At 61.8% G+C, this 17,137-nt stretch carries 15 protein-coding genes and 1 pseudogene; 11 read left to right on the top strand and 5 right to left on the bottom strand.

The window, feature by feature from the left end:
* Nucleotides 1-26: 26 nt before the first annotated feature.
* From menD to ACTG2S_RS19475, 7 genes and pseudogenes are all read left to right on the top strand, one after another.
* Complete coding sequence (menD, locus tag ACTG2S_RS19445) at nt 27-1,787, top strand: 2-succinyl-5-enolpyruvyl-6-hydroxy-3-cyclohexene-1-carboxylic-acid synthase (RefSeq protein ID WP_274161340.1); 1,761 nt, start codon at nt 27-29, stop codon at nt 1,785-1,787.
* Entirely contained in the window at nt 1,747-2,544 is a 798-nt protein-coding gene (menH, locus tag ACTG2S_RS19450; RefSeq protein ID WP_274161341.1) for a 2-succinyl-6-hydroxy-2,4-cyclohexadiene-1-carboxylate synthase, read from the top strand. The genes menD and menH overlap by 41 nt, the downstream gene beginning before the upstream one ends.
* A complete protein-coding gene (gene menB / locus ACTG2S_RS19455) occupies nt 2,537-3,397 on the top strand; it encodes a 1,4-dihydroxy-2-naphthoyl-CoA synthase (RefSeq protein ID WP_005354934.1) in 861 nt (286 codons plus the stop codon). The genes menH and menB overlap by 8 nt, the downstream gene beginning before the upstream one ends.
* Complete coding sequence (gene menC / locus ACTG2S_RS19460; protein ID WP_274161342.1) at nt 3,397-4,326, top strand: o-succinylbenzoate synthase; 930 nt, start codon at nt 3,397-3,399, stop codon at nt 4,324-4,326. The genes menB and menC overlap by 1 nt, the downstream gene beginning before the upstream one ends.
* On the top strand, nt 4,319-5,746 hold the full coding sequence (gene menE, locus ACTG2S_RS19465) for an o-succinylbenzoate--CoA ligase (protein ID WP_439983128.1): 1,428 nt from the start codon (nt 4,319-4,321) through the stop codon (nt 5,744-5,746). The genes menC and menE overlap by 8 nt, the downstream gene beginning before the upstream one ends.
* A gap of 218 nt (nt 5,747-5,964) precedes the next feature.
* Nucleotides 5,965-8,724, top strand: a complete 2,760-nt coding sequence (locus ACTG2S_RS19470) for a collagenase (protein WP_274161344.1) — start codon at nt 5,965-5,967, stop codon at nt 8,722-8,724.
* Between the two features lie 187 nt (nt 8,725-8,911).
* Nucleotides 8,912-9,857, top strand: a pseudogene (locus tag ACTG2S_RS19475) (ElyC/SanA/YdcF family protein).
* 84 nt (nt 9,858-9,941) lie between these two features.
* On the opposite strand, the gene ACTG2S_RS19480 reads toward ACTG2S_RS19475, so the two are convergent.
* The 3 genes from ACTG2S_RS19480 to ACTG2S_RS19490 all read right to left on the bottom strand — a co-directional run bounded on the left by ACTG2S_RS19480 (nt 9,942) and on the right by ACTG2S_RS19490 (nt 12,245).
* Nucleotides 9,942-10,556 carry a superoxide dismutase gene (locus tag ACTG2S_RS19480; RefSeq protein ID WP_201953375.1) on the bottom strand — a complete coding sequence of 205 codons (615 nt, stop codon included), beginning with the start codon at nt 10,554-10,556 and terminating at the stop codon, nt 9,942-9,944.
* A gap of 17 nt (nt 10,557-10,573) precedes the next feature.
* Complete coding sequence (locus ACTG2S_RS19485; RefSeq protein WP_201953372.1) at nt 10,574-11,053, bottom strand: hypothetical protein; 480 nt, start codon at nt 11,051-11,053, stop codon at nt 10,574-10,576.
* 175 nt (nt 11,054-11,228) lie between these two features.
* A complete protein-coding gene (locus ACTG2S_RS19490) occupies nt 11,229-12,245 on the bottom strand; it encodes a chemotaxis protein (protein WP_279498764.1) in 1,017 nt (338 codons plus the stop codon).
* A 201-nt stretch (nt 12,246-12,446) separates the two neighbouring features.
* On the opposite strand from ACTG2S_RS19490, the gene ACTG2S_RS19495 reads away from it, so the two are divergent.
* On the top strand, nt 12,447-13,166 hold the full coding sequence (locus ACTG2S_RS19495) for an SDR family NAD(P)-dependent oxidoreductase (RefSeq protein ID WP_279498765.1): 720 nt from the start codon (nt 12,447-12,449) through the stop codon (nt 13,164-13,166).
* On the opposite strand, the gene ACTG2S_RS19500 is transcribed toward ACTG2S_RS19495, so the two are convergent.
* Nucleotides 13,153-15,219, bottom strand: a complete 2,067-nt coding sequence (locus ACTG2S_RS19500; protein ID WP_279498766.1) for a tRNA(Met) cytidine acetyltransferase TmcA — start codon at nt 15,217-15,219, stop codon at nt 13,153-13,155. The two genes, ACTG2S_RS19495 and ACTG2S_RS19500, sit on opposite strands and share 14 nt — an antisense overlap.
* The gene (locus tag ACTG2S_RS19505) at nt 15,216-15,527 is read right to left on the bottom strand and encodes an HlyU family transcriptional regulator (RefSeq protein WP_274161349.1); all 312 of its coding nucleotides are present in this window, start codon (nt 15,525-15,527) and stop codon (nt 15,216-15,218) included. The genes ACTG2S_RS19500 and ACTG2S_RS19505 overlap by 4 nt, the downstream gene beginning before the upstream one ends.
* Nucleotides 15,528-15,663: 136 nt before the next feature.
* On the opposite strand from ACTG2S_RS19505, the gene ACTG2S_RS19510 reads away from it, so the two are divergent.
* The 3 genes from ACTG2S_RS19510 to ACTG2S_RS19520 all read left to right on the top strand — a co-directional run bounded on the left by ACTG2S_RS19510 (nt 15,664) and on the right by ACTG2S_RS19520 (nt 17,121).
* On the top strand, nt 15,664-15,870 hold the full coding sequence (locus ACTG2S_RS19510; RefSeq protein WP_005335965.1) for a bacterioferritin-associated ferredoxin: 207 nt from the start codon (nt 15,664-15,666) through the stop codon (nt 15,868-15,870).
* Nucleotides 15,871-16,014: 144 nt separating this feature from the next.
* Entirely contained in the window at nt 16,015-16,491 is a 477-nt protein-coding gene (gene bfr / locus ACTG2S_RS19515) for a bacterioferritin (RefSeq protein WP_005354959.1), read from the top strand.
* A 171-nt stretch (nt 16,492-16,662) separates the two neighbouring features.
* Nucleotides 16,663-17,121, top strand: a complete 459-nt coding sequence (locus tag ACTG2S_RS19520) for a methylglyoxal synthase (protein WP_005363178.1) — start codon at nt 16,663-16,665, stop codon at nt 17,119-17,121.
* Nucleotides 17,122-17,137: the final 16 nt, after the last annotated feature.

The raw sequence follows: 17,137 nt of genomic DNA on the forward strand, positions 1-17,137 counted from the left end.
ACCCTTTTCACGCTACGAGAGCCCCTATGCCCACCCGTAAAGAGCCTGCCAGCGAAGAGTTTGCCTGCCCCCCGTTTTCGAGCCAGCACGCCACCTTCAACCACGTCTGGTCCTCCCTCTTGCTGGAGGAGCTCTTTCGCCTCGGGGTGCGCGATATCGCGCTGGCCCCCGGCTCCCGCTCTGCGCCGCTGACCATGGCCGCCGCGGCCCATCAGGGCTTTCGTCGTCACTTGCACTTTGACGAGCGCGGCCTCGGCTTTATGGCGCTGGGGCTGGCCAAGGGGAGCAACCGGCCGGTGGCTGTGATCATGACCTCGGGCACCGCGGTAGCCAACCTCTGGCCCGCCGTGGCAGAGGCCCAGCTCACCGGCGTGCCGCTGATTATTCTCTCCGCCGATCGCCCTCACGAGCTTATCGACAACGGCGCCAATCAGGCGATCGACCAGCAGGGGCTCTTCGGCCGCTACCCCGTCTATCAACAGAACCTGCCGAGCCCCACCCCGACCATTCCGGCTGCGTTTGTGCTGAGCTCAGTGGATCAGGCGCTGGCCAAACAGGCGCTCACCCCCGGGGTGGTGCACTTCAACTGCATGTACCCCGAGCCCCTCTATCCGGGCGAGCACTATCAGGATTTCTCCGACTATCTGGCCCCCCTCAGTGACTGGCTCGGCTCGCGCAAGCCATGGAGCCCGTGGCAGCAAAACGAGCCGACCTGCCCCCCTCAGGCGGAGTGGGAAACCTTTCGGCAACAGCGCGGCATTATTGTCGCCGGCAGGATCACTGACACCGAACAGGCACAAGTGGTCGCCGAACTGGCAGAGCAACTTGGTTGGCCGCTGCTGGCGGATCTGCAGAGCCAGATCCGCTTCGACAGCCGCAACCTCATCCACATGGATATGGCGCTCAACGACCCTGAATTCGTCGCCGAGCTGGGCCGTGCCGAGGTGCTGCTGCAATTTGGCGCGCGGCTTCTCTCCAAGCGGCTTGGCCAGTTCATCAAGCACCATTCATGGCAGGATTACTGGCTGGTGGATCCGCAACCGGCGCGGCTCGATCCCGACTACCGGCTGCGCAACCGGCTGCTCTGCAGTGCCAGCGCCTTTGCTGCGGCCCATCCGGTCACCACAGCGCAGGCCCCTTGGCACCGGCTGGCCGAGCTGCAACATAACGCCAGCCAGCAGATCGCCGCTGCCTGCGAGCACTTCTCCGAACTTGGGGTCTGCCATCGCCTTAACCGCCTGATTGAAGGGCAACTGTTTGTCGGCAACAGCATGCCAGCCCGACTGATGGATATGCTCGGCGAAACGGGCAAGGGGCCGAGCCGGGTGATGACCAACCGCGGCGCCTCCGGCATCGATGGCCTGATCGCCACCGCCTACGGGTTTGCCCAATCGATAGAGCCGGGCAGCGATGAGCCCACCACCCTGCTGCTTGGCGATCTCAGCGCCCTGCACGATCTCAATAGCCTCGCCCTGCTCAGCAAGGCGAGCCGACCGCTGGTGGTGATCCTGCTCAACAACGATGGCGGCAGCATCTTCCGTATGTTGCCGGTGCCCACCGAAGGGGAGCTGCTGGAGAGCTACTACCGGCTGCCCCACGGCCTCAGTTTTGAACATGCTGCCGCCATGTTTGGTCTCGCCTATCGGGCGCCGACCACCCTGCCCGAGTTCGAACGCGATTACAGCGCCGCCCTCCAACATGGCGTTACCTTGATCGAGATCCGGGTACCGAGCGAGCAGGTGGCCGATGATCTCAAGGCGCTGGGGGCCGCCATCCGTGGCAAATAAAGATGCCAATGTGCCGCTGGTGTTGCTGCACGGCCTGCTGGGGGATGGCGGCGACTGGCAACCGGTGATCGACCGGCTGCCCGCCATCCGCTGCATCGCCCTCGACCTGCCGGGTCACGGCCAGCATAGTGCTCTCACCGTCAGCGACTTTGAACAGAGCCACCAGTGGCTGGTTGCCGAGCTGGCCAGCCGCAATATTGAACGCTATCTGCTGGCGGGTTACTCGCTTGGTGGGCGACTGGCCCTCTATCACGCCAGCCGCGAGCCCGCCGGGCTGCGGGGGCTGCTGCTGGAGAACTGCAACCCGGGGCTACCAGACAATGAGCGGGCCGCCCGTATCCAGCACGATGAACAGTGGGCGCAGCGCTTTGAGCGTGAGCCCCTGGCTGACGTGCTGGCAGACTGGTACCGGCAAGGGGTGTTTGCCGATCTTGACGATGCGGCCCGGGCCCGCCAGATCGCCCACCGCCTTGGCAACGACGGCCTGGGCATCGCCACCATGCTGCGCGCCACTTCGCTCGGCAAGCAGCCGGATCTCGCCCCCTGGCTCATGGCGAGCCAGCTGCCGGTTACTTATGTGAGTGGCAAGCGGGATCACAAATTCCATCAGCTGGCTTGCCAGCTGGCGAACCAAAATCGCAGAATCAACCACTTGGTGCTGGATGGCGGCCATAATCTGCACGCCCATCAGCCTGATAACTTCGCCCGACTCCTCGCGGAGTGGGTCAACCAACAAGAAGAGACGAGTCATGATTGAAGCAATGACGGAAGCTGAACTGTATGCACCTGTTGAATGGCAAGATTGCTCCGCCGGTTACGAGGACATCCTCTATCACAAGTCCAACGATGGCATTGCCAAGATCACCATCAACCGTCCCCAGGTGCGCAACGCCTTCCGCCCCCGCACCGTCAAAGAGATGCTGCAGGCGCTGGCCGATGCCCGTTATGACGATCAGATCGGCACCATCATCCTGACCGGTTTTGGCGAGAAAGCCTTCTGCGCCGGCGGCGACCAGAAGATCCGTGGCGACTACGGTGGATACCGGGATGACGAGGGGACTCACCACCTCAATGTGCTCGACTTCCAGCGCGACATCCGCACCTGCCCGAAACCTGTGGTTGCCATGGTGGCCGGTTACGCAGTCGGTGGCGGCCACGTGCTGCACATGATGTGTGACCTGACCATCGCCGCCGACAACGCCCAGTTTGGCCAGACCGGCCCGAAAGTCGGCTCCTTCGATGGCGGTTGGGGTGCTTCCTACATGGCTCGTATCGTCGGCCAGAAGAAGGCCCGCGAAATCTGGTTCCTCTGCCGCATGTACGATGCCCAGCAAGCCCTCGACATGGGTCTGGTCAACACTGTTGTGCCGCTGGCGGAACTGGAGCGCGAAACCGTGCGCTGGTGCCGTGAAATGCTGCAAAACAGCCCGATGGCGCTGCGTTGCCTGAAAGCCGCCCTCAACGCTGACTGTGATGGTCAGGCGGGCTTGCAGGAGCTGGCGGGCAATGCCACCATGCTGTTCTACATGACCGAAGAGGGTCAGGAAGGCCGCAACGCCTTCAACGAAAAGCGTCGCCCCGACTTCTCCAAATACAAGCGGAACCCCTGATGACACTAGCCCTGTATCGCTATCAACTGCCTTTTACCCAGCCCCTGACCTTTCACGGCAAGGTGGAGGTGGCGCGAGAGGGGCTGTTGGTGCGCATCAACGACGGCTGGGGGGAAATCGCCCCCCTGCCCGGCTTCTCGAAAGAGAGCCTGCAACAGGCAGAGGCAGAAGCCCTTGCCACGCTGGCAGCCCTGGCCGCTGGCGACACCCCGAACCCCGTGCTGCCGTCGGTGCAATTTGGCCTCGACTGCGCGCGCCGGACATGGCCCGAGCAGCGCAACCCGCTGCCGGAGCCCTATCCCCTCATTCAAGGCTCCCCCCAGGAGCTGCTGCGCAACTGGAAAGAGTGGCTGCACCGCACGCCCGGCAAGGCCAAGCTGAAGGTGGCACGCTACCCGATGCGTGACGAGCTGGCGCTGATCCGCCTGCTGTGCGACCGCCTTCCCTCCATCAAGCTGGTGCTGGATGCAAACCAAGGCTGGACTCGCGAGGAGGCCTGGACCTTCTGCGGCCACCTCGACCCGAATCGCATCGAGTATCTGGAAGACCCCTGCGCCGACTTTGCCGACATCGCCTTTGTCGCCAACCGCACCGGCATGCCGGTGGCGCTGGACGAACTGCTGGCACAAGGCAAGCCGTGGGAGCCGATCCCGCAACTGCGCGCGCTGGTGCTCAAGCCTACCCTGCTCGGTTCACTCGCCAACTGCGAAGCGCTGATCGCCCGCGCCCGCGAACTGCGGCTCAAGGTGATCATCTCCTCCTGCTTCGAATCGGATCTGGGCCTGAACCAGCTGTTTCATCTGGCTGGCGAATGGGCTCCCGAACAGGCGCCGGGTCTGGATACCCGCCGCTGGATGGCAGGCAACCTGCTGGGGAAAGATGGCAAACCGGATCTGAGTCGACTGGAGCAACTGTATTACCGTGATTGACCCCTCCCGTTCACCCGAACAGACACCTTGCCCGGTACGCCACCGGGCAATCTCAGCCCCGAACCGCATTGCCATCCACACCGCCTCGCCTCTCAGTTACCGCAAACTCGATGCCCGCCTCAACAGCCTGTGCCAACAGCTGGAAAAAGCCGGAGTGCGTCGTGGCGATCATCTGACAGCAGTGGTGCGCGGTGCGCTGGAAGATGTGCTGCTGGCGTGGGCCTGCGTGCGCAGCGGCGTGGTGTTCTGCCCGCTCAATCCCGCCTTTCCTCTCGAAAAGCAGCGTGAGCTGGCGGTGCAACTCGATGCCGATGCCTTCTGGTCGGCAGGGGAGATCCCGGCAGGCAACTGGCAGCCCTTGCAGCTCGACTTCACACGCGAACTGCCGGCAAGAGAGGAAGCGTGGCCGCTGGAATCGACCCAACTCAACAATATGATCCTCACCTCCGGCTCCAGCGGTACGCCGAAAGCTGTGGTGCACCGGCTCTGCAACCACCTTGCCTCGGCGCGCGGCTCTGCCACCCTCATTCCCCTCGATGATGCCTGCGGCTGGCTGCTCTCCCTGCCGCTGTTCCATGTCGGCGGCTACGCCATCCTGTTTCGGGTCTTTCTGGCGGGCGCCACGCTGGTGCTGGACGATCGCAGTCAGCGGCTCAAGGCGCGGCTTGAACAGCAACCCATTACCCATCTCTCGCTGGTGCCGACCCAGCTCTGGCGCCTGCTGGCAGAGGGTTTTGATCCCGCCCGTACCCGCCTGCGCGAATTGCTGCTCGGTGGCGCCGCCATCCCGCAGCCGCTGGTAAGTCGCCTCTGCGCCATGGGGCTCGAACCCAAGGTGAGTTATGGTCTCTCCGAGATGGGCAGTCAGGTCTGCACCGCTATCCCCGGCGATGCTGGCGTAGTTGGCAAACCGCTACCGGGACGGGAGGTGTGCATCCGGGAGCAGGAGATCTGCGTGCGCGGCACCACCCTATTCGCCGGTTACTACCGAGATGGCGAGCTGGAACGACCCCTCGATGACGAGGGCTGGTTTCATACCCGCGACAAGGGAAGGTTCACTACGGCAGGGGAACTGCTGGTAGAGGGACGGCTCGATAACCTCTTTATCTCGGGTGGCGAAAACATCCAGCCCGAAACCATCGAGCAGCGACTGGTAGATCATCCCTCTGTCGCCCAGGCGCTGGTGGTGCCGGTACCGAGCGACGAGTGGGGGCAACGCCCCGCCGCCTTTATCGACTGGCACGGCGAGCCGGTTCCCGACTCCGAACTGGCAGCCTGGATCCGTAGCGCCCTGCCCGGCTTTATGGTGCCCGACCACTGGCTCCCCTGGCCCGACCTTGGCGGCAATCTCAAACCCTCCCGCCAACTGCTGGGCAAGGTAGCCCGACAACAAACCACTCGGGCACGACAAGCTGAATGAGATCGGACTCACAATTTACCGATCTTCTTTGAAAACAAAAAAGAAACATGTGAGTCCTTACTGCGGCACCAACCCACGATAATTCGATCAGACTCAAAAAGTCACCATCTTATTGATTTATCTGATTTTTAATTGGCAATTGATATCCCTTTGGAACTGTTTAAATTGCCTTGCGATTACTCGCAAGACAATACACAAACAAGAACAAAGGGATAAAAATGAACCGTTCAGGTACCGGGTGGCTGCTGCTGGCAGGCCCCCTGCTTTTGGCTACATCCTCGGCGCAAGCCAACTACTCCCCCAATGACTGGCGACAGTATCAGCTGACTGGCGAATCGAGCCGGCAACTGGCCGCTCGCATCACCGAGATCACTTACGAGCTCAAGGCGCGCAGCAGCAACGCCCCCTATCAGCAGCTCAGGGTCTACCGTCGCTTCGACTGGCAGAGCAGCGATCTCGCTGCACTGGCCGAACAGCAGTGTGGCGAGCCGCAGCTCAAGGTAGATGCGGGCTGGCAGATCCGCTTCGTGCGCTGTGAAGATCGGATTCCGGCGGGCAAGCTCATTCCCGCCAGCAGTTATGACTTTGGTTATGGCCTCAAGCAGGGTCGCTGGGAGCAGCTGGCGGGCACGCCGACCGCCCAGCGGCAGGATCGTCTGCCACTGCCACAAGCCATCATCCTGGGTCAGAGCGAAAGGGAGCTGGATCGCTGCGAACTCAACGCACAAGGCCGCTGCGCAGAGTCGGAGTGGCACTATCAGCCGCAGGATTGGCAGCAGTTGCAGGTACTTGAAGAGACCCCGAGTGAGCGGGATGGCCGGTTGGAGCAGATCTTCTTCCGCCTGCAGCCGGTGGCAGGCAGTCAGGCTGCCGCTCAGGTCAGCGAGATCCATGTCTGGCGCCGCTATCAGTGGCAGCTGGATCAGCTCACGCCTCAGCAGGAGTGTGATGAGCCGCAGGAGCGCAAGGAGGGGAGCAACACCATCCGCTATCGCATCTGCCGTCAGGTGATCCCCGCTGGCAGCGAGGTTCAGGTGACGCTGCAGGATAACGGCTACCAATACCCGGTCGCTGGCGGCGAGTGGCAACCCCTGCCAGAGAGCAAAGAGTGGCAGGAGAGCCGGGTGCTCAATCGCCCCATCGTGCTGGCCAGCAAGGAGGAGCAGCTGGAGTGCCGCCGCGCCAACGGTCGTCTCTGCTCCGAGCCCGAGCAGCCCGATGTGGATCTGCTCGACAGCGATGCCGCCAAACTGGTAGCCGACGTGAGCGGCCAGAACAGTCCTGCCTGGCAGGCGGATTACGGCCACGATGACGCCAAGCTGATGGCGGTGGTGCGCGGCATGCGTGCTCTGCTGGCGGCCAACCAGCCGACCCATCCGGCAATGGACAAGCTGCTCTACTATGTGCGCGCCCACAACTACCACGGCGGCGTTGGCAAAGAGAGTGATCAGGCTGCCCGGGCACTGGCCGGGGTAATGATTGATCTGCTCAACCACCCATTGCTGCTGGGAGCTGAACCGCAGGATCAGGCTGGCACAGTGCTGGAAGCCTGGAGCGTGGCAGCGCAGGGACAACTTGGGCAAGCCGCCTTCCGCCAGAGTGCCGCCCCCATGCTGGCCCAGCTCAACCAGGTGCTCGGCTATGCGGTGCAACATGCGGCGCAGATCAATGGCCACAAACCCTGGGCCGACGGCCTGTTCGAGCTGCTCAATCTGGTCGATCAGAGCGCCTCTTACGGTCAGCAGGCTGACTTCAGCGCAGCTGTGCTGCAACAGGAGGCGGCATTGCGCCAGAGCCTGCTGCAACTGGGCCTGAGCGAGCTGGCCCTCTGGAAACAGCGCGATGGCTCACGGGATCTGTTTATCTTCAACAACATCCTCGATGCCCACAGCCGCCTCTATCAGATGATGCGCTACCTCCATCACACCAGTCCGGATAAGGCGATTGCCTATCGCCAGCAGCTGGATCGCGATGTCATCGCCATCATGCGCCAGCAGGGACTTGTCCCGGGCGGCCAGCATCCGGCTGCCATGCTGGAAGAGGTATCCCTGACCCTCTCCAGCTACTACCTCACCTACACGGATCGCACCAGCGAAGCCTGTGTCAGCGGCGAGTTTGCCGAGCTTTGTACCGCGATCCGCATGGAAGATATTCTGCCGTTCGAGCACACCTGCTCACCTACCCTGCGTCTGCGCGCCCAGGATCTGACCCAGGCTCAGGCCGAAGGGATCTGCCGCGAGCTGGGTGATGAAGAGCAGCGCTTCCACCAGCAGATGGAGACTGGCTGGCAACCGGTAGCCGATGATCACAACGAAGCGCTGGAGCTGGTGATCTTCAACTCCTCCGCCGACTGGGGCCGCTACGGCAGCGCGCTGTTTGGTGTCTCCACCGACAATGGCGGCATCTATATCGAGGGGGATCCGGCTCGCCCCGGCAATCAGGCCCGCTTCTTCGCCTATGAGGCGGAGTGGAAACGCCCTGCCTTCCAGGTGTGGAACCTGCGCCACGAGTACGTTCACTATCTGGATGGTCGCTTCAACCAGTACGGCAGTTTCGGCCACTATCCGCTAAACCGCACTACCTGGTGGGCCGAGGGGATTGCAGAGTACATCGCCCACGGCCAGTGCTTTGCCCGGGGTCTGGATAACGTGGCAAACCGCCCCGCCAACCAGCGCCCAACACTGGCGGCGATCCTCCACCTTGACTACGACCAGGGTGGTGAGATGGTCTACTCCTGGTCCTATACCGTGCACCGCTTCCTCAACGATACCGGTCGCGGCGCCAGCTGGCTGGCGCTGGCACAGGCGCTGCGCAATCCGGATCGGCAGCAGGCGATGAGCGACTTCGAAGGGGAGCTGGACCGGCTGATCGCCAACGACAGCGACGCCTATCAGGCGTGGCTCGCCCGGGATCTGCTGCCCTGGTGGCAAGCCAACAAGGAGTCCGATGCCTGCAAGGGTAACGACTCCGCCCACTGATAGACCTTCACCGACCAGAGGGGCTGCCACCGCAGCCCCTCGCTTTATCCTCCCGCTCTCCCGGCCTCTGCTGCGACAACCTCTGCCCGAATGAGGTGCCCGCCCGTTATCAAGCCTGACGCCAGCGGCCGAGTTGTAATAGAATGCCGATAGCCACTCCCAACTTCAGACCCTGACCGCACCGCGCATGAAGAAGTTTGCCAAGATCCTCCTCGCCTGCCTCGTTTTGCTGCTGGCCCTGATTGCCATGCTGCTGGGCTACAGCGAGTGGATCGTCTCGGACGCCCGTCACTACACCTACGATCAGGTGGACAAGGTGCCCTACAACCGGGTTGCGGTGGTGCTGGGTACCTCCAAATATCTCTCCGGTGGCGGCCCCAACCACTACTTCAAATACCGCATCAAGGCGGCGGCCGAGCTCTACAACAATGCCAAGGTGGACTTCATCATCGTCTCCGGTGACAACGCCACCGTGCAGTACAACGAGCCACGCCAGATGCGCCGCGCCCTGATCAAGGCGGGCATCCCCGCCTCCGCCATCTATATGGATTTCGCCGGATTCCGCACCCTCGACTCAGTTGTTCGCGCCAAAGAGGTGTTCGGCCAGGATCGCTTTACCGTGGTCTCCCAGGGCTTTCATAACGAGCGGGCCATTTTCATCGCCCGCCATTTCGGTATCGATGCGGTCGGCTTCAATGCCGAGGATCCCAGCGCCTATCAGGGGATCCGCACCCGGGTGCGGGAAGTCTTTGCCCGCCTGATGGGGCTGCTCGACCTCTATGTACTGGACAAGGGGCCCATTCCTCGGGGCACCGGTCCCCATCGGTCTGCCTGTGCCTTGCCAGTCACTGAGCACCATCGGCAGCCTGCAACCCTGCCTCAAACAGCCCAAACCGGCGGTGGATGAGGCCAAGCCAGCGGCAGTTTCTGCCGCAGTTGCCACCGAGTCGGCAACTTCGTCTGCCTCGGCCACGACTGAACCAGTCACTCCTGCTTTATCCGCTGCGGCGACGACCGAGCCGGTCACTTCCGCTAAACCCGCGGCAGAAACCGCCGCAGAGATGCCCAGCGCGGCCTTGCCCACATTGCCGATGACCCCTTCAGCCGCCAGTGTCAGCACAGCCACACCATAAACAGACGACCCGCCAACTGGCGGGTCTTGTTATTACAGCGCGGGTTGTGGCGGCTGTACTGCAAACCAATTCCCAGCGACCAAGTCAGCCTCGCACCGCCTGATAGCGGCGGGCCACTTCGGCCCAATCCACCACCTGATAAAAGGCTGCGATATAGTCAGGACGCTTGTTCTGGTACTTGAGATAGTAGGCGTGCTCCCACACATCCAGCCCCAGGATCGGGGTATGGCCATGCATCAGGGGACTATCCTGGTTGGCACTGCTCTCCACCTGCAATCTGCCAGCCTTGTCCAGCACCAGCCAGGCCCAGCCGCTACCAAAGCGGCTCAGGGCCGCCTGAGTGAAGGCCTGCTTGAAGGCATCGAATCCCCCCAATTCCCGCTCGATGGCCAGAGCCAGCTCACCACCCGGCTCACCGCCCCCCTGCGGGCTCATCACCAGCCAGAACAGGGAATGATTGGCATGGCCGCCGCCATGGTTGCGTACCGCCCCCTGCAAGGTGGCAGGCAGGGTATCGAAGCGGCGCAGCAGCTCCTCTACCGGCAGTGCGGCCAGCTCGGGCGCTCCTTCCAGTGCGGCGTTGAGGTTGTTGATATAGGTCTGGTGATGACGGCTATGGTGGATCTCCATGGTCAGGGCATCGATATGGGGTTCCAGTGCGTCGTAGGCATAGTTCAGGGCTGGCAGGGTATGGCTCATGATGACCTCTGTTCGGATTAATGGAGCCGGGATGAGGGCTCGTTCTGACACAGGCAGTGACCGAGCGAACGCATGATCCCGGCGTGGCTGCCGTGGCGCTGTACGAACGTCAGCAACTCGGCACGGGTTGTGCGGGTATGGCGCAAAGCAGCCTCTCGCAGGCGAGAGGAGCAAGCGGGGGAGTGACAGGTCGCCAGCAGGCAGTCGTGCACATAGCAGAGCAGGTCGGCGGCGCGATCGGGCAGGGTCATGGCCACCAGCAGATCCGCCAGATTGTGGTGAGCCACCACCAGCGCCGCCACCGCCTCATCGGCGTCATGCCACTGCACCAATTGCTGACGAGCCAGCCAGAGCGCCTGCTGATAATGGGCCAACGCCTGATGATACTCGCCGCAGTCAAACAGCCGGTTGCCCTCTCTGGTCTGCTGTTTCCAGTGACTCATGCTGCTGCCACCTTCGGTCGACTCGACCCACCCCTTCACCCAGGTTGCTGTCATATGCTTCACACCAACAAATGATAATAATTATCATTACATAAATCATATCCGGGAGACAAGGGGCGTCGGGATCGCAGCAAGCAGCCAAAACAGCGCGGCCACTTCTTGGCAAGGAGTGGCCGCTTGAGGCAACCGGTCAGTGAATTCGACCGGCCAATTGGAAGTTAACGGCAGGTCAGATGTTGTTGGCGGGCGAAGGCGGGGCAATCCCCAGCAGCATATGATCCATCATCCCCACCATCCGCCCTATCTCGGGCTTGGTGATGGTATCGTTGGCCCCCAGTTGCAGCGCTTTCTGGCGGTTGTCATCGCTCATCAGAGAGGAGAACATCACGATGGGCATCTCCTTGTAGGAGGGAGTGTCCCGCAGCCGCTTGAGCAGGTGCATGCCATCCATGCGCGGCATCTCCACATCGGTGATCACCGCATTGACGAAGCCGGTCACCGGCATTCTCTCCTCCTGGGCCAGACGATCGAAATCCGTCATCATCTCCAGCCCCTCTCCCCCGTCCTTGGCCGTGATCACGTTGTAGCCAGCGGTGCGCAGGGTGGTTTCGATCATCTTGCGGATAAAGGCCGAGTCATCCACCACCAGGATGGTTTTGCCCTGACGCAGCGCCATCATGCGATCGTCGATGAGCACCTTGCGGTCCTGAGTGACGTCGTACTTCTCCATGCTGAGCTCGGGGTTGATATCGGCGATAATCTTCTCGAAATCGAGGATCATGATGAGGTTGCCATCGCGTCTGACCACGGCCACCACGCAGTCGTTCTCCCCCGCTTCCAGAAACTGGCTGGGGGACTCCACATCCTCCCAGGAGACCCGGTGGATCCTGCTGACACTGTCGATCAGAAAACCGTTGGCCATCTTGTTGAAGTCAGTGACGATCACCACCTTGTGGCTGGGGTCAGGGTTGGTCTTGATGCCGAGCCAACCCGCCAGATCCACTAGCGGGATGAGGCGCTCCCGCAGGGAGAATACCCCCACCATATGACGCTGGGCATTGGGATAATCGGTGGTCTCCGGCACCCGGATCACCTCGCGTACCTTGGCGACGTTGATCCCGTAATAAGCGGTTTTTTCACGGCCGTCCGGTAGCTGCTTCTTGAGGTGAAACTCGATGATCTCAAGCTCGTTGGTGCCACTTTCGGTCAGGATAGATTTACGCTCTTCCCCATCTTTGGACATCATGGTGACTCTCATTCTGGTTGCGCGGGCAGCAGACCGCTGCGGTTTTCCCTCAGTATAGGAATGGAATTCACCCAACGGCTCGGATCTCGGCAAGATTGCATCGTTAACCGCTTGATCCCGCAGGCTGGCGGGATCGTATCTGCCAATCAGGACAACATTGGCGGATGGTGAAATCCATCATGTACTCACAAGGAGCCTGAAATGAGTGAAGGCATAGTCGTGATTGGTGCTTCTGGCGGGATCGGGGCGGCTCTGGTAACACACTGGTTGGCGGCGGGGGGCGGGCCAGTGATTGCCATCAGCCGTCAGCCCGCACCTGCTGGCCTCTCATCGCCGGGTCTGCACTGGCTATGTTGTGATTACAGCGATGAGCAGATGACAGAAGTGGTGGCGCGCATCGCGGAGTTGGCACCGAGACCGCACAGGGTGGTGATCTGCAACGGCATCCTGCATCAGGAGGAGATCCAGCCGGAGAAGCGGCTCGAATCACTCAATCTCGATGCCATGACCCGTCTCTACCAGACCAACGCCCTGCTGCCGCTGCGCTGGATCAGCCAGCTGTTACCGCTGTTTGGCCGCGAGCCTTGCACTCTGGCCGTTCTCAGCGCTCGTGTCGGCAGCATTGGCGACAACCGAGCGGGCGGCTGGTATGGCTATCGTGCATCCAAGGCAGCCCTCAACATGTTGCTCAGGTGTGCCGCCATCGAGCTGGCCCGGCGGGCCCCCGGCGTCAAATTGCTGGCTTTCCACCCCGGCACAGTGGATACCCAACTCTCTCGCCCGTTTCACGCCAATGTACCGCCAGGAAATGTGCAGAGTCCCGAGCTGGTAGCCGACCATCTGATTAACCTGATGAACCGGCTGCAACCGGATGGTGAACTGAGCTTTCTCGACTGGCAGGGCAAACCTATCGAGTGGTAGAGGAACTCAAGAGACGCGCCAGCAGCGCCCGCAAACTCTTGATCACGGCGGGCTTGCCAGCCAGTTGCAACCTCGCAGCCAGTCTTCCCCAGTCGGCATATTGCCAGATGGCTGCGATCAGCAGATAACGCTCGTCAGGAGTCAGTGAAGCCAACACAGCCAGATTGCGCGCCAGCCACAACTGCAGGCTGCATTGGCTCAGTTCAAACGGCTTGTGATGATGGGCAAAGCACTCAACCTCATCGCGCTCGAACTCGCCAAGCTCCGCTGCGGTAACGATGCTGCCTTGCAGACATTGCCATACCAGCTCGGGATCCAATCCTTTCAACTCACCCGCCAGCAGGGTCGGCAGCTGGCGAACAAAACGCTGCTGCCACTGATCCAACTCGGGCTCATGTCCGGGTTTCAGCGCTTTGAGCAGCAGGGCTGCGTGGCAGCCGCTGGCGGCATCCCGTTGCAGGCCGATGCGCAGCACCGTCAGTCCTGCCTTGCGCCAGAAGGGGAGCAGGTCGGCGCTGGCCGAAAAGGCCGAGCCGAGGTAGCCGATGCCAATCTGACGATAGTGCTCCTCAAGCCTGCCAAGCAGCAGCGAACCCAGTCCGTGCCGGTGCAGCTCGGGGTGGATGGCGATACGCATCACCCGGGCGTAGCTGCGCCCCCCCGCCGTTTTAAAACCGGCGTGGGCCAGCAGCGACTGGGGCAGCAGATGGCCGCGCGGACGGCGGCGACCGGCCCAGATCGCCTCGGCCAGCTCGGGTTCTATTCCCCCTTCCCGCGCCACCAGCGCCACTCCCAGCAGGCTCGCATCCTGCTCCAGCAGATGGATGTCGAGATCCGGACTCTCAAGCAGGGATCTGAGATCGCTCGGCGTAGTCTGGTAGTGAGCCAGCACCAGCAAGCCGAACAGCTGGTTGAGCAACGCCTCATCGCTCTCCAGCGCCTCCTGACTGACCAGACGCCAGCTCGGGTTGGTCGGCGACATAGGCGCCGCCACTTCGGCATTGAGGCCGAGCAGGCGGAAAATCAGCGGCTCCAGCGGATCACGCTCACTCCAGCGAATGGGCTCAGAGAGGTGGATCTCCTGCCACTCCGGGGTCTGGCTATCGAGCACCCGCTTGAAGCGCAGATGAAAACCGCGCCCCGTCCCCTCGTAACCGTGCTCGGTGGTGGCAAACACGATGCGGCTGTGGCGGGCCAGCATGGCCTCGAGCAGCGGGGTCGGAATGGCGGCCGCTTCATCCACCAGCAGCAGATCGGGATTCATCGCCTCGTGCACCAGCCGATCAGGCGAGCAGTAGCTCAGTCCGGTCAGCTGTTCCGGCGTAGTATCTAGCCCGCGAGCGGCGTGGGCAAACAGGGTCGCTACCGTTGCCTGCGAGGGGGCCGTCACCACTATGTTCAGCGAGGGTTGCTGGCGCAGCAACTCGGCGGCAGCCAGCCCCAGCAGCGCACTCTTGCCTCGGCCGCGGTCGGCGCTCAGCACCAGTGGCCGACGACGATGGCCGTGCAACACCTTGTGGATGGCGGGCAGTGCCCGTGTCTGATCGCAGCTCAGCCTGCGCTCCGGCCCAATCGGTTGCCACGGCTGCGAGCAAACCGGCGGCTCCAGAGAGAGGGCAGGATCACCTTCCAGCAACCGCACCAGCCGGGCGATAAAGCCATGACCCGCCCGGCCCGCCTCCTCCGGCTGCGCCACCAGCCGGATCCGGTCAGGATCCGGCCATGAAGGCCACTCTACTCTGGGCGGCGTCAGCAGCAACAGCAAGCCACCGGCGCATAGAGTGCCCGCCAGCGCCCCGAAGGCGTCGGGATGAAAGCCGCTGAAGGCGTTGAATACCAGCGTGTCGCACTCCTGACCGAGCCGCTGCAGCGCCTTGGCAGCGGGTTGAGGGGCATAACACTCGGGCCCGGCCCCCAGCCAAAAAACGGTCTCGCCGAGCAGGGATTGGGCGCGGGCAATGCACTCGGCCTCCTCCCCCTCCAGCCAGATCAGGCGCCGTTCACCGGCGCGGGCCAGCGCCTCGCGCAGCAGGGTGACCTCTTGCAGTGTCATGAAGCTTGGCTGTTAGCCGGTTTGCGGGGCTCGAACATGCGATCTCCCATCTGATCGATAAAGGTGTGGGCCTTCTGCACCATGAAACGCTCGGCATCGGCCGGATTGGCAAACAGATCGGAGCGGATGAAACGATGGGTTTGCAGCACGCCGTCCAGCACCTTGGTGATGCGGCCAGCCAACCGATACTGGCCACCTTCTGCCATGGGCTCTGGATAGATGAGATAGCCGGCATATTCGGTGGGAGTGACTTCCGGCGCCTTGGTCGGCTCGCCCCCGAACAGGGCGCTGAACAGTTTCTTGAGCATGGTGATCTCCTCTGGTTGCCAGCATTGTCCCCAAGGGGTTGCACAGTGGCAAGCAGGGGATCTTATTACCAATGGTTATTTGCACTACGAACCATTCTCATTTAGATTTCATCTCATTCCACAAGAGGTGACCATCATGTACGTCTGTTTGTGCCGCGGCATCACAGATACCCAGATCCGCAAAGCGGTGCAGTCAGGTAAAAGCGAATTCCGCCAGCTCAAGCAGTCGCTCGAGGTGGGCGCCCAATGTGGCAAATGCGTGCGCATGACCATGGAGATCATTGCCGCCGAACTCGACAAGATGGAGCAGGAGCAACCCGTGCTCTACTACGAAGTGGCCTGATCCGGACACCTCTTTTCTGATGCGACCCGCCAACAGGGTCACCCCTTTTCTCAGGCGAGCTGGCTCGCCAGACCTCTTGTTGTCACTTTTCTGGACTAAGCTCTAACGATCGAAGCCTCAGGCACGAACCAAGGAGCACTGTCGATGAAAGGAGATCCCAAGATCATTGCCCACCTCAACAAGGTGCTGGCCAATGAGCTGATTGCCATCAACCAATACTTCCTGCACGCCCGCATCTACGATGACTGGGGCCTCAAGGCGCTCGGGCACAAGGAGTATCACGAGTCCATCGATGAGATGAAACACGCAGACGAGCTGGTCAAGCGGGTGCTGTTTCTCGAAGGGCTGCCCAATTTGCAGGATCTGGGCAAGCTGCGTATCGGTGAAACGGTGGAAGAGATGCTGCGCTGCGACCTCTCACTGGAGATGGATGCCATCCCCGACCTCAAGGTAGCCATCGCCTACGCAGAGTCGGTGCAGGACTACATCAGCCGCGACCTGTTCCAGGAGATCCTGGAGGATGAGGAGGAGCACGTGGACTGGCTGGAGACCCAGCTCGATCTTATCGATCGCATCGGGCTGGAGAACTACCAGCAGTCGCAACTGCATCACGGCTCCTGAGCCAGCAGGCCTGCAAGCAAAGAGACCCGCCAGCGCGGGTCTCTTCATTTGAGCAGCCATGACCCGAAAACTTTTCGACAGGATCACAGTTAATACGCCCGACACAGCATCTGTCATGGCTTTCGATTAGGATACGACTCTCTTCCAATAACAATGCTACGGACGATTTCCATGGAACAGATTGCACGCGAGATGGCGCCCCACAAACGGGTGGCACTGGTGGCTCACGACAACATGAAGACCCCTCTGCTGAACTGGGTGATGCGGCGCAAGGAGGAGCTCAAGCTCCACCATCTTTACGCCACCGGCACCACCGGCACCATGCTCGGCAAGAAGGCACAGCTGCCCATCACCTGCCTCTTCTCCGGCCCCATGGGTGGCGACCAGCAGCTCGGCGCCCTGATCGCCGAAGGGAAGATCGACGTACTGATCTTCTTCTGGGATCCCCTCAATGCGGTACCCCACGATCCGGACGTTAAGGCGCTGCTCCGCCTCGCGGCAGTCTGGAACATCCCGGTCGCCACCAACGAAGCGACCGCCGACTTCATCATGGACAGCCCCCATATGCGGCAAGCGTTCAGCGTACAGATCCCGGATTACGCCGGTTATCTCAAGGCACGCACCGAGTGATCGGCTAACCCGTCAT

Origin of the sequence: Aeromonas sp. 82P (assembly GCF_051919365.1) — a bacterium.
GTDB classification, from domain to species: Bacteria; Pseudomonadota; Gammaproteobacteria; order Enterobacterales; family Aeromonadaceae; genus Aeromonas; species Aeromonas veronii.

Coding starts and splice junctions, on each gene's coding strand:
- ACTG2S_RS19505 (WP_274161349.1), bottom strand. CDS start 15,527: ATGCTCAAGAAACTGTTCAGCGCCCTGTTCGGGGGCGAGCCGACCAAG.
- ACTG2S_RS19510 (WP_005335965.1), top strand. CDS start 15,664: ATGTACGTCTGTTTGTGCCGCGGCATCACAGATACCCAGATCCGCAAA.
- ACTG2S_RS19490 (WP_279498764.1), bottom strand. CDS start 12,245: ATGATGTCCAAAGATGGGGAAGAGCGTAAATCTATCCTGACCGAAAGT.
- ACTG2S_RS19520 (WP_005363178.1), top strand. CDS start 16,663: ATGGAACAGATTGCACGCGAGATGGCGCCCCACAAACGGGTGGCACTG.
- ACTG2S_RS19480 (WP_201953375.1), bottom strand. CDS start 10,556: ATGAGCCATACCCTGCCAGCCCTGAACTATGCCTACGACGCACTGGAA.
- bfr (WP_005354959.1), top strand. CDS start 16,015: ATGAAAGGAGATCCCAAGATCATTGCCCACCTCAACAAGGTGCTGGCC.
- menH (WP_274161341.1), top strand. CDS start 1,747: ATGATCTCAAGGCGCTGGGGGCCGCCATCCGTGGCAAATAAAGATGCC.
- ACTG2S_RS19470 (WP_274161344.1), top strand. CDS start 5,965: ATGAACCGTTCAGGTACCGGGTGGCTGCTGCTGGCAGGCCCCCTGCTT.
- menC (WP_274161342.1), top strand. CDS start 3,397: ATGACACTAGCCCTGTATCGCTATCAACTGCCTTTTACCCAGCCCCTG.
- ACTG2S_RS19495 (WP_279498765.1), top strand. CDS start 12,447: ATGAGTGAAGGCATAGTCGTGATTGGTGCTTCTGGCGGGATCGGGGCG.
- ACTG2S_RS19485 (WP_201953372.1), bottom strand. CDS start 11,053: ATGACAGCAACCTGGGTGAAGGGGTGGGTCGAGTCGACCGAAGGTGGC.
- menB (WP_005354934.1), top strand. CDS start 2,537: ATGATTGAAGCAATGACGGAAGCTGAACTGTATGCACCTGTTGAATGG.
- menD (WP_274161340.1), top strand. CDS start 27: ATGCCCACCCGTAAAGAGCCTGCCAGCGAAGAGTTTGCCTGCCCCCCG.
- ACTG2S_RS19500 (WP_279498766.1), bottom strand. CDS start 15,219: ATGACACTGCAAGAGGTCACCCTGCTGCGCGAGGCGCTGGCCCGCGCC.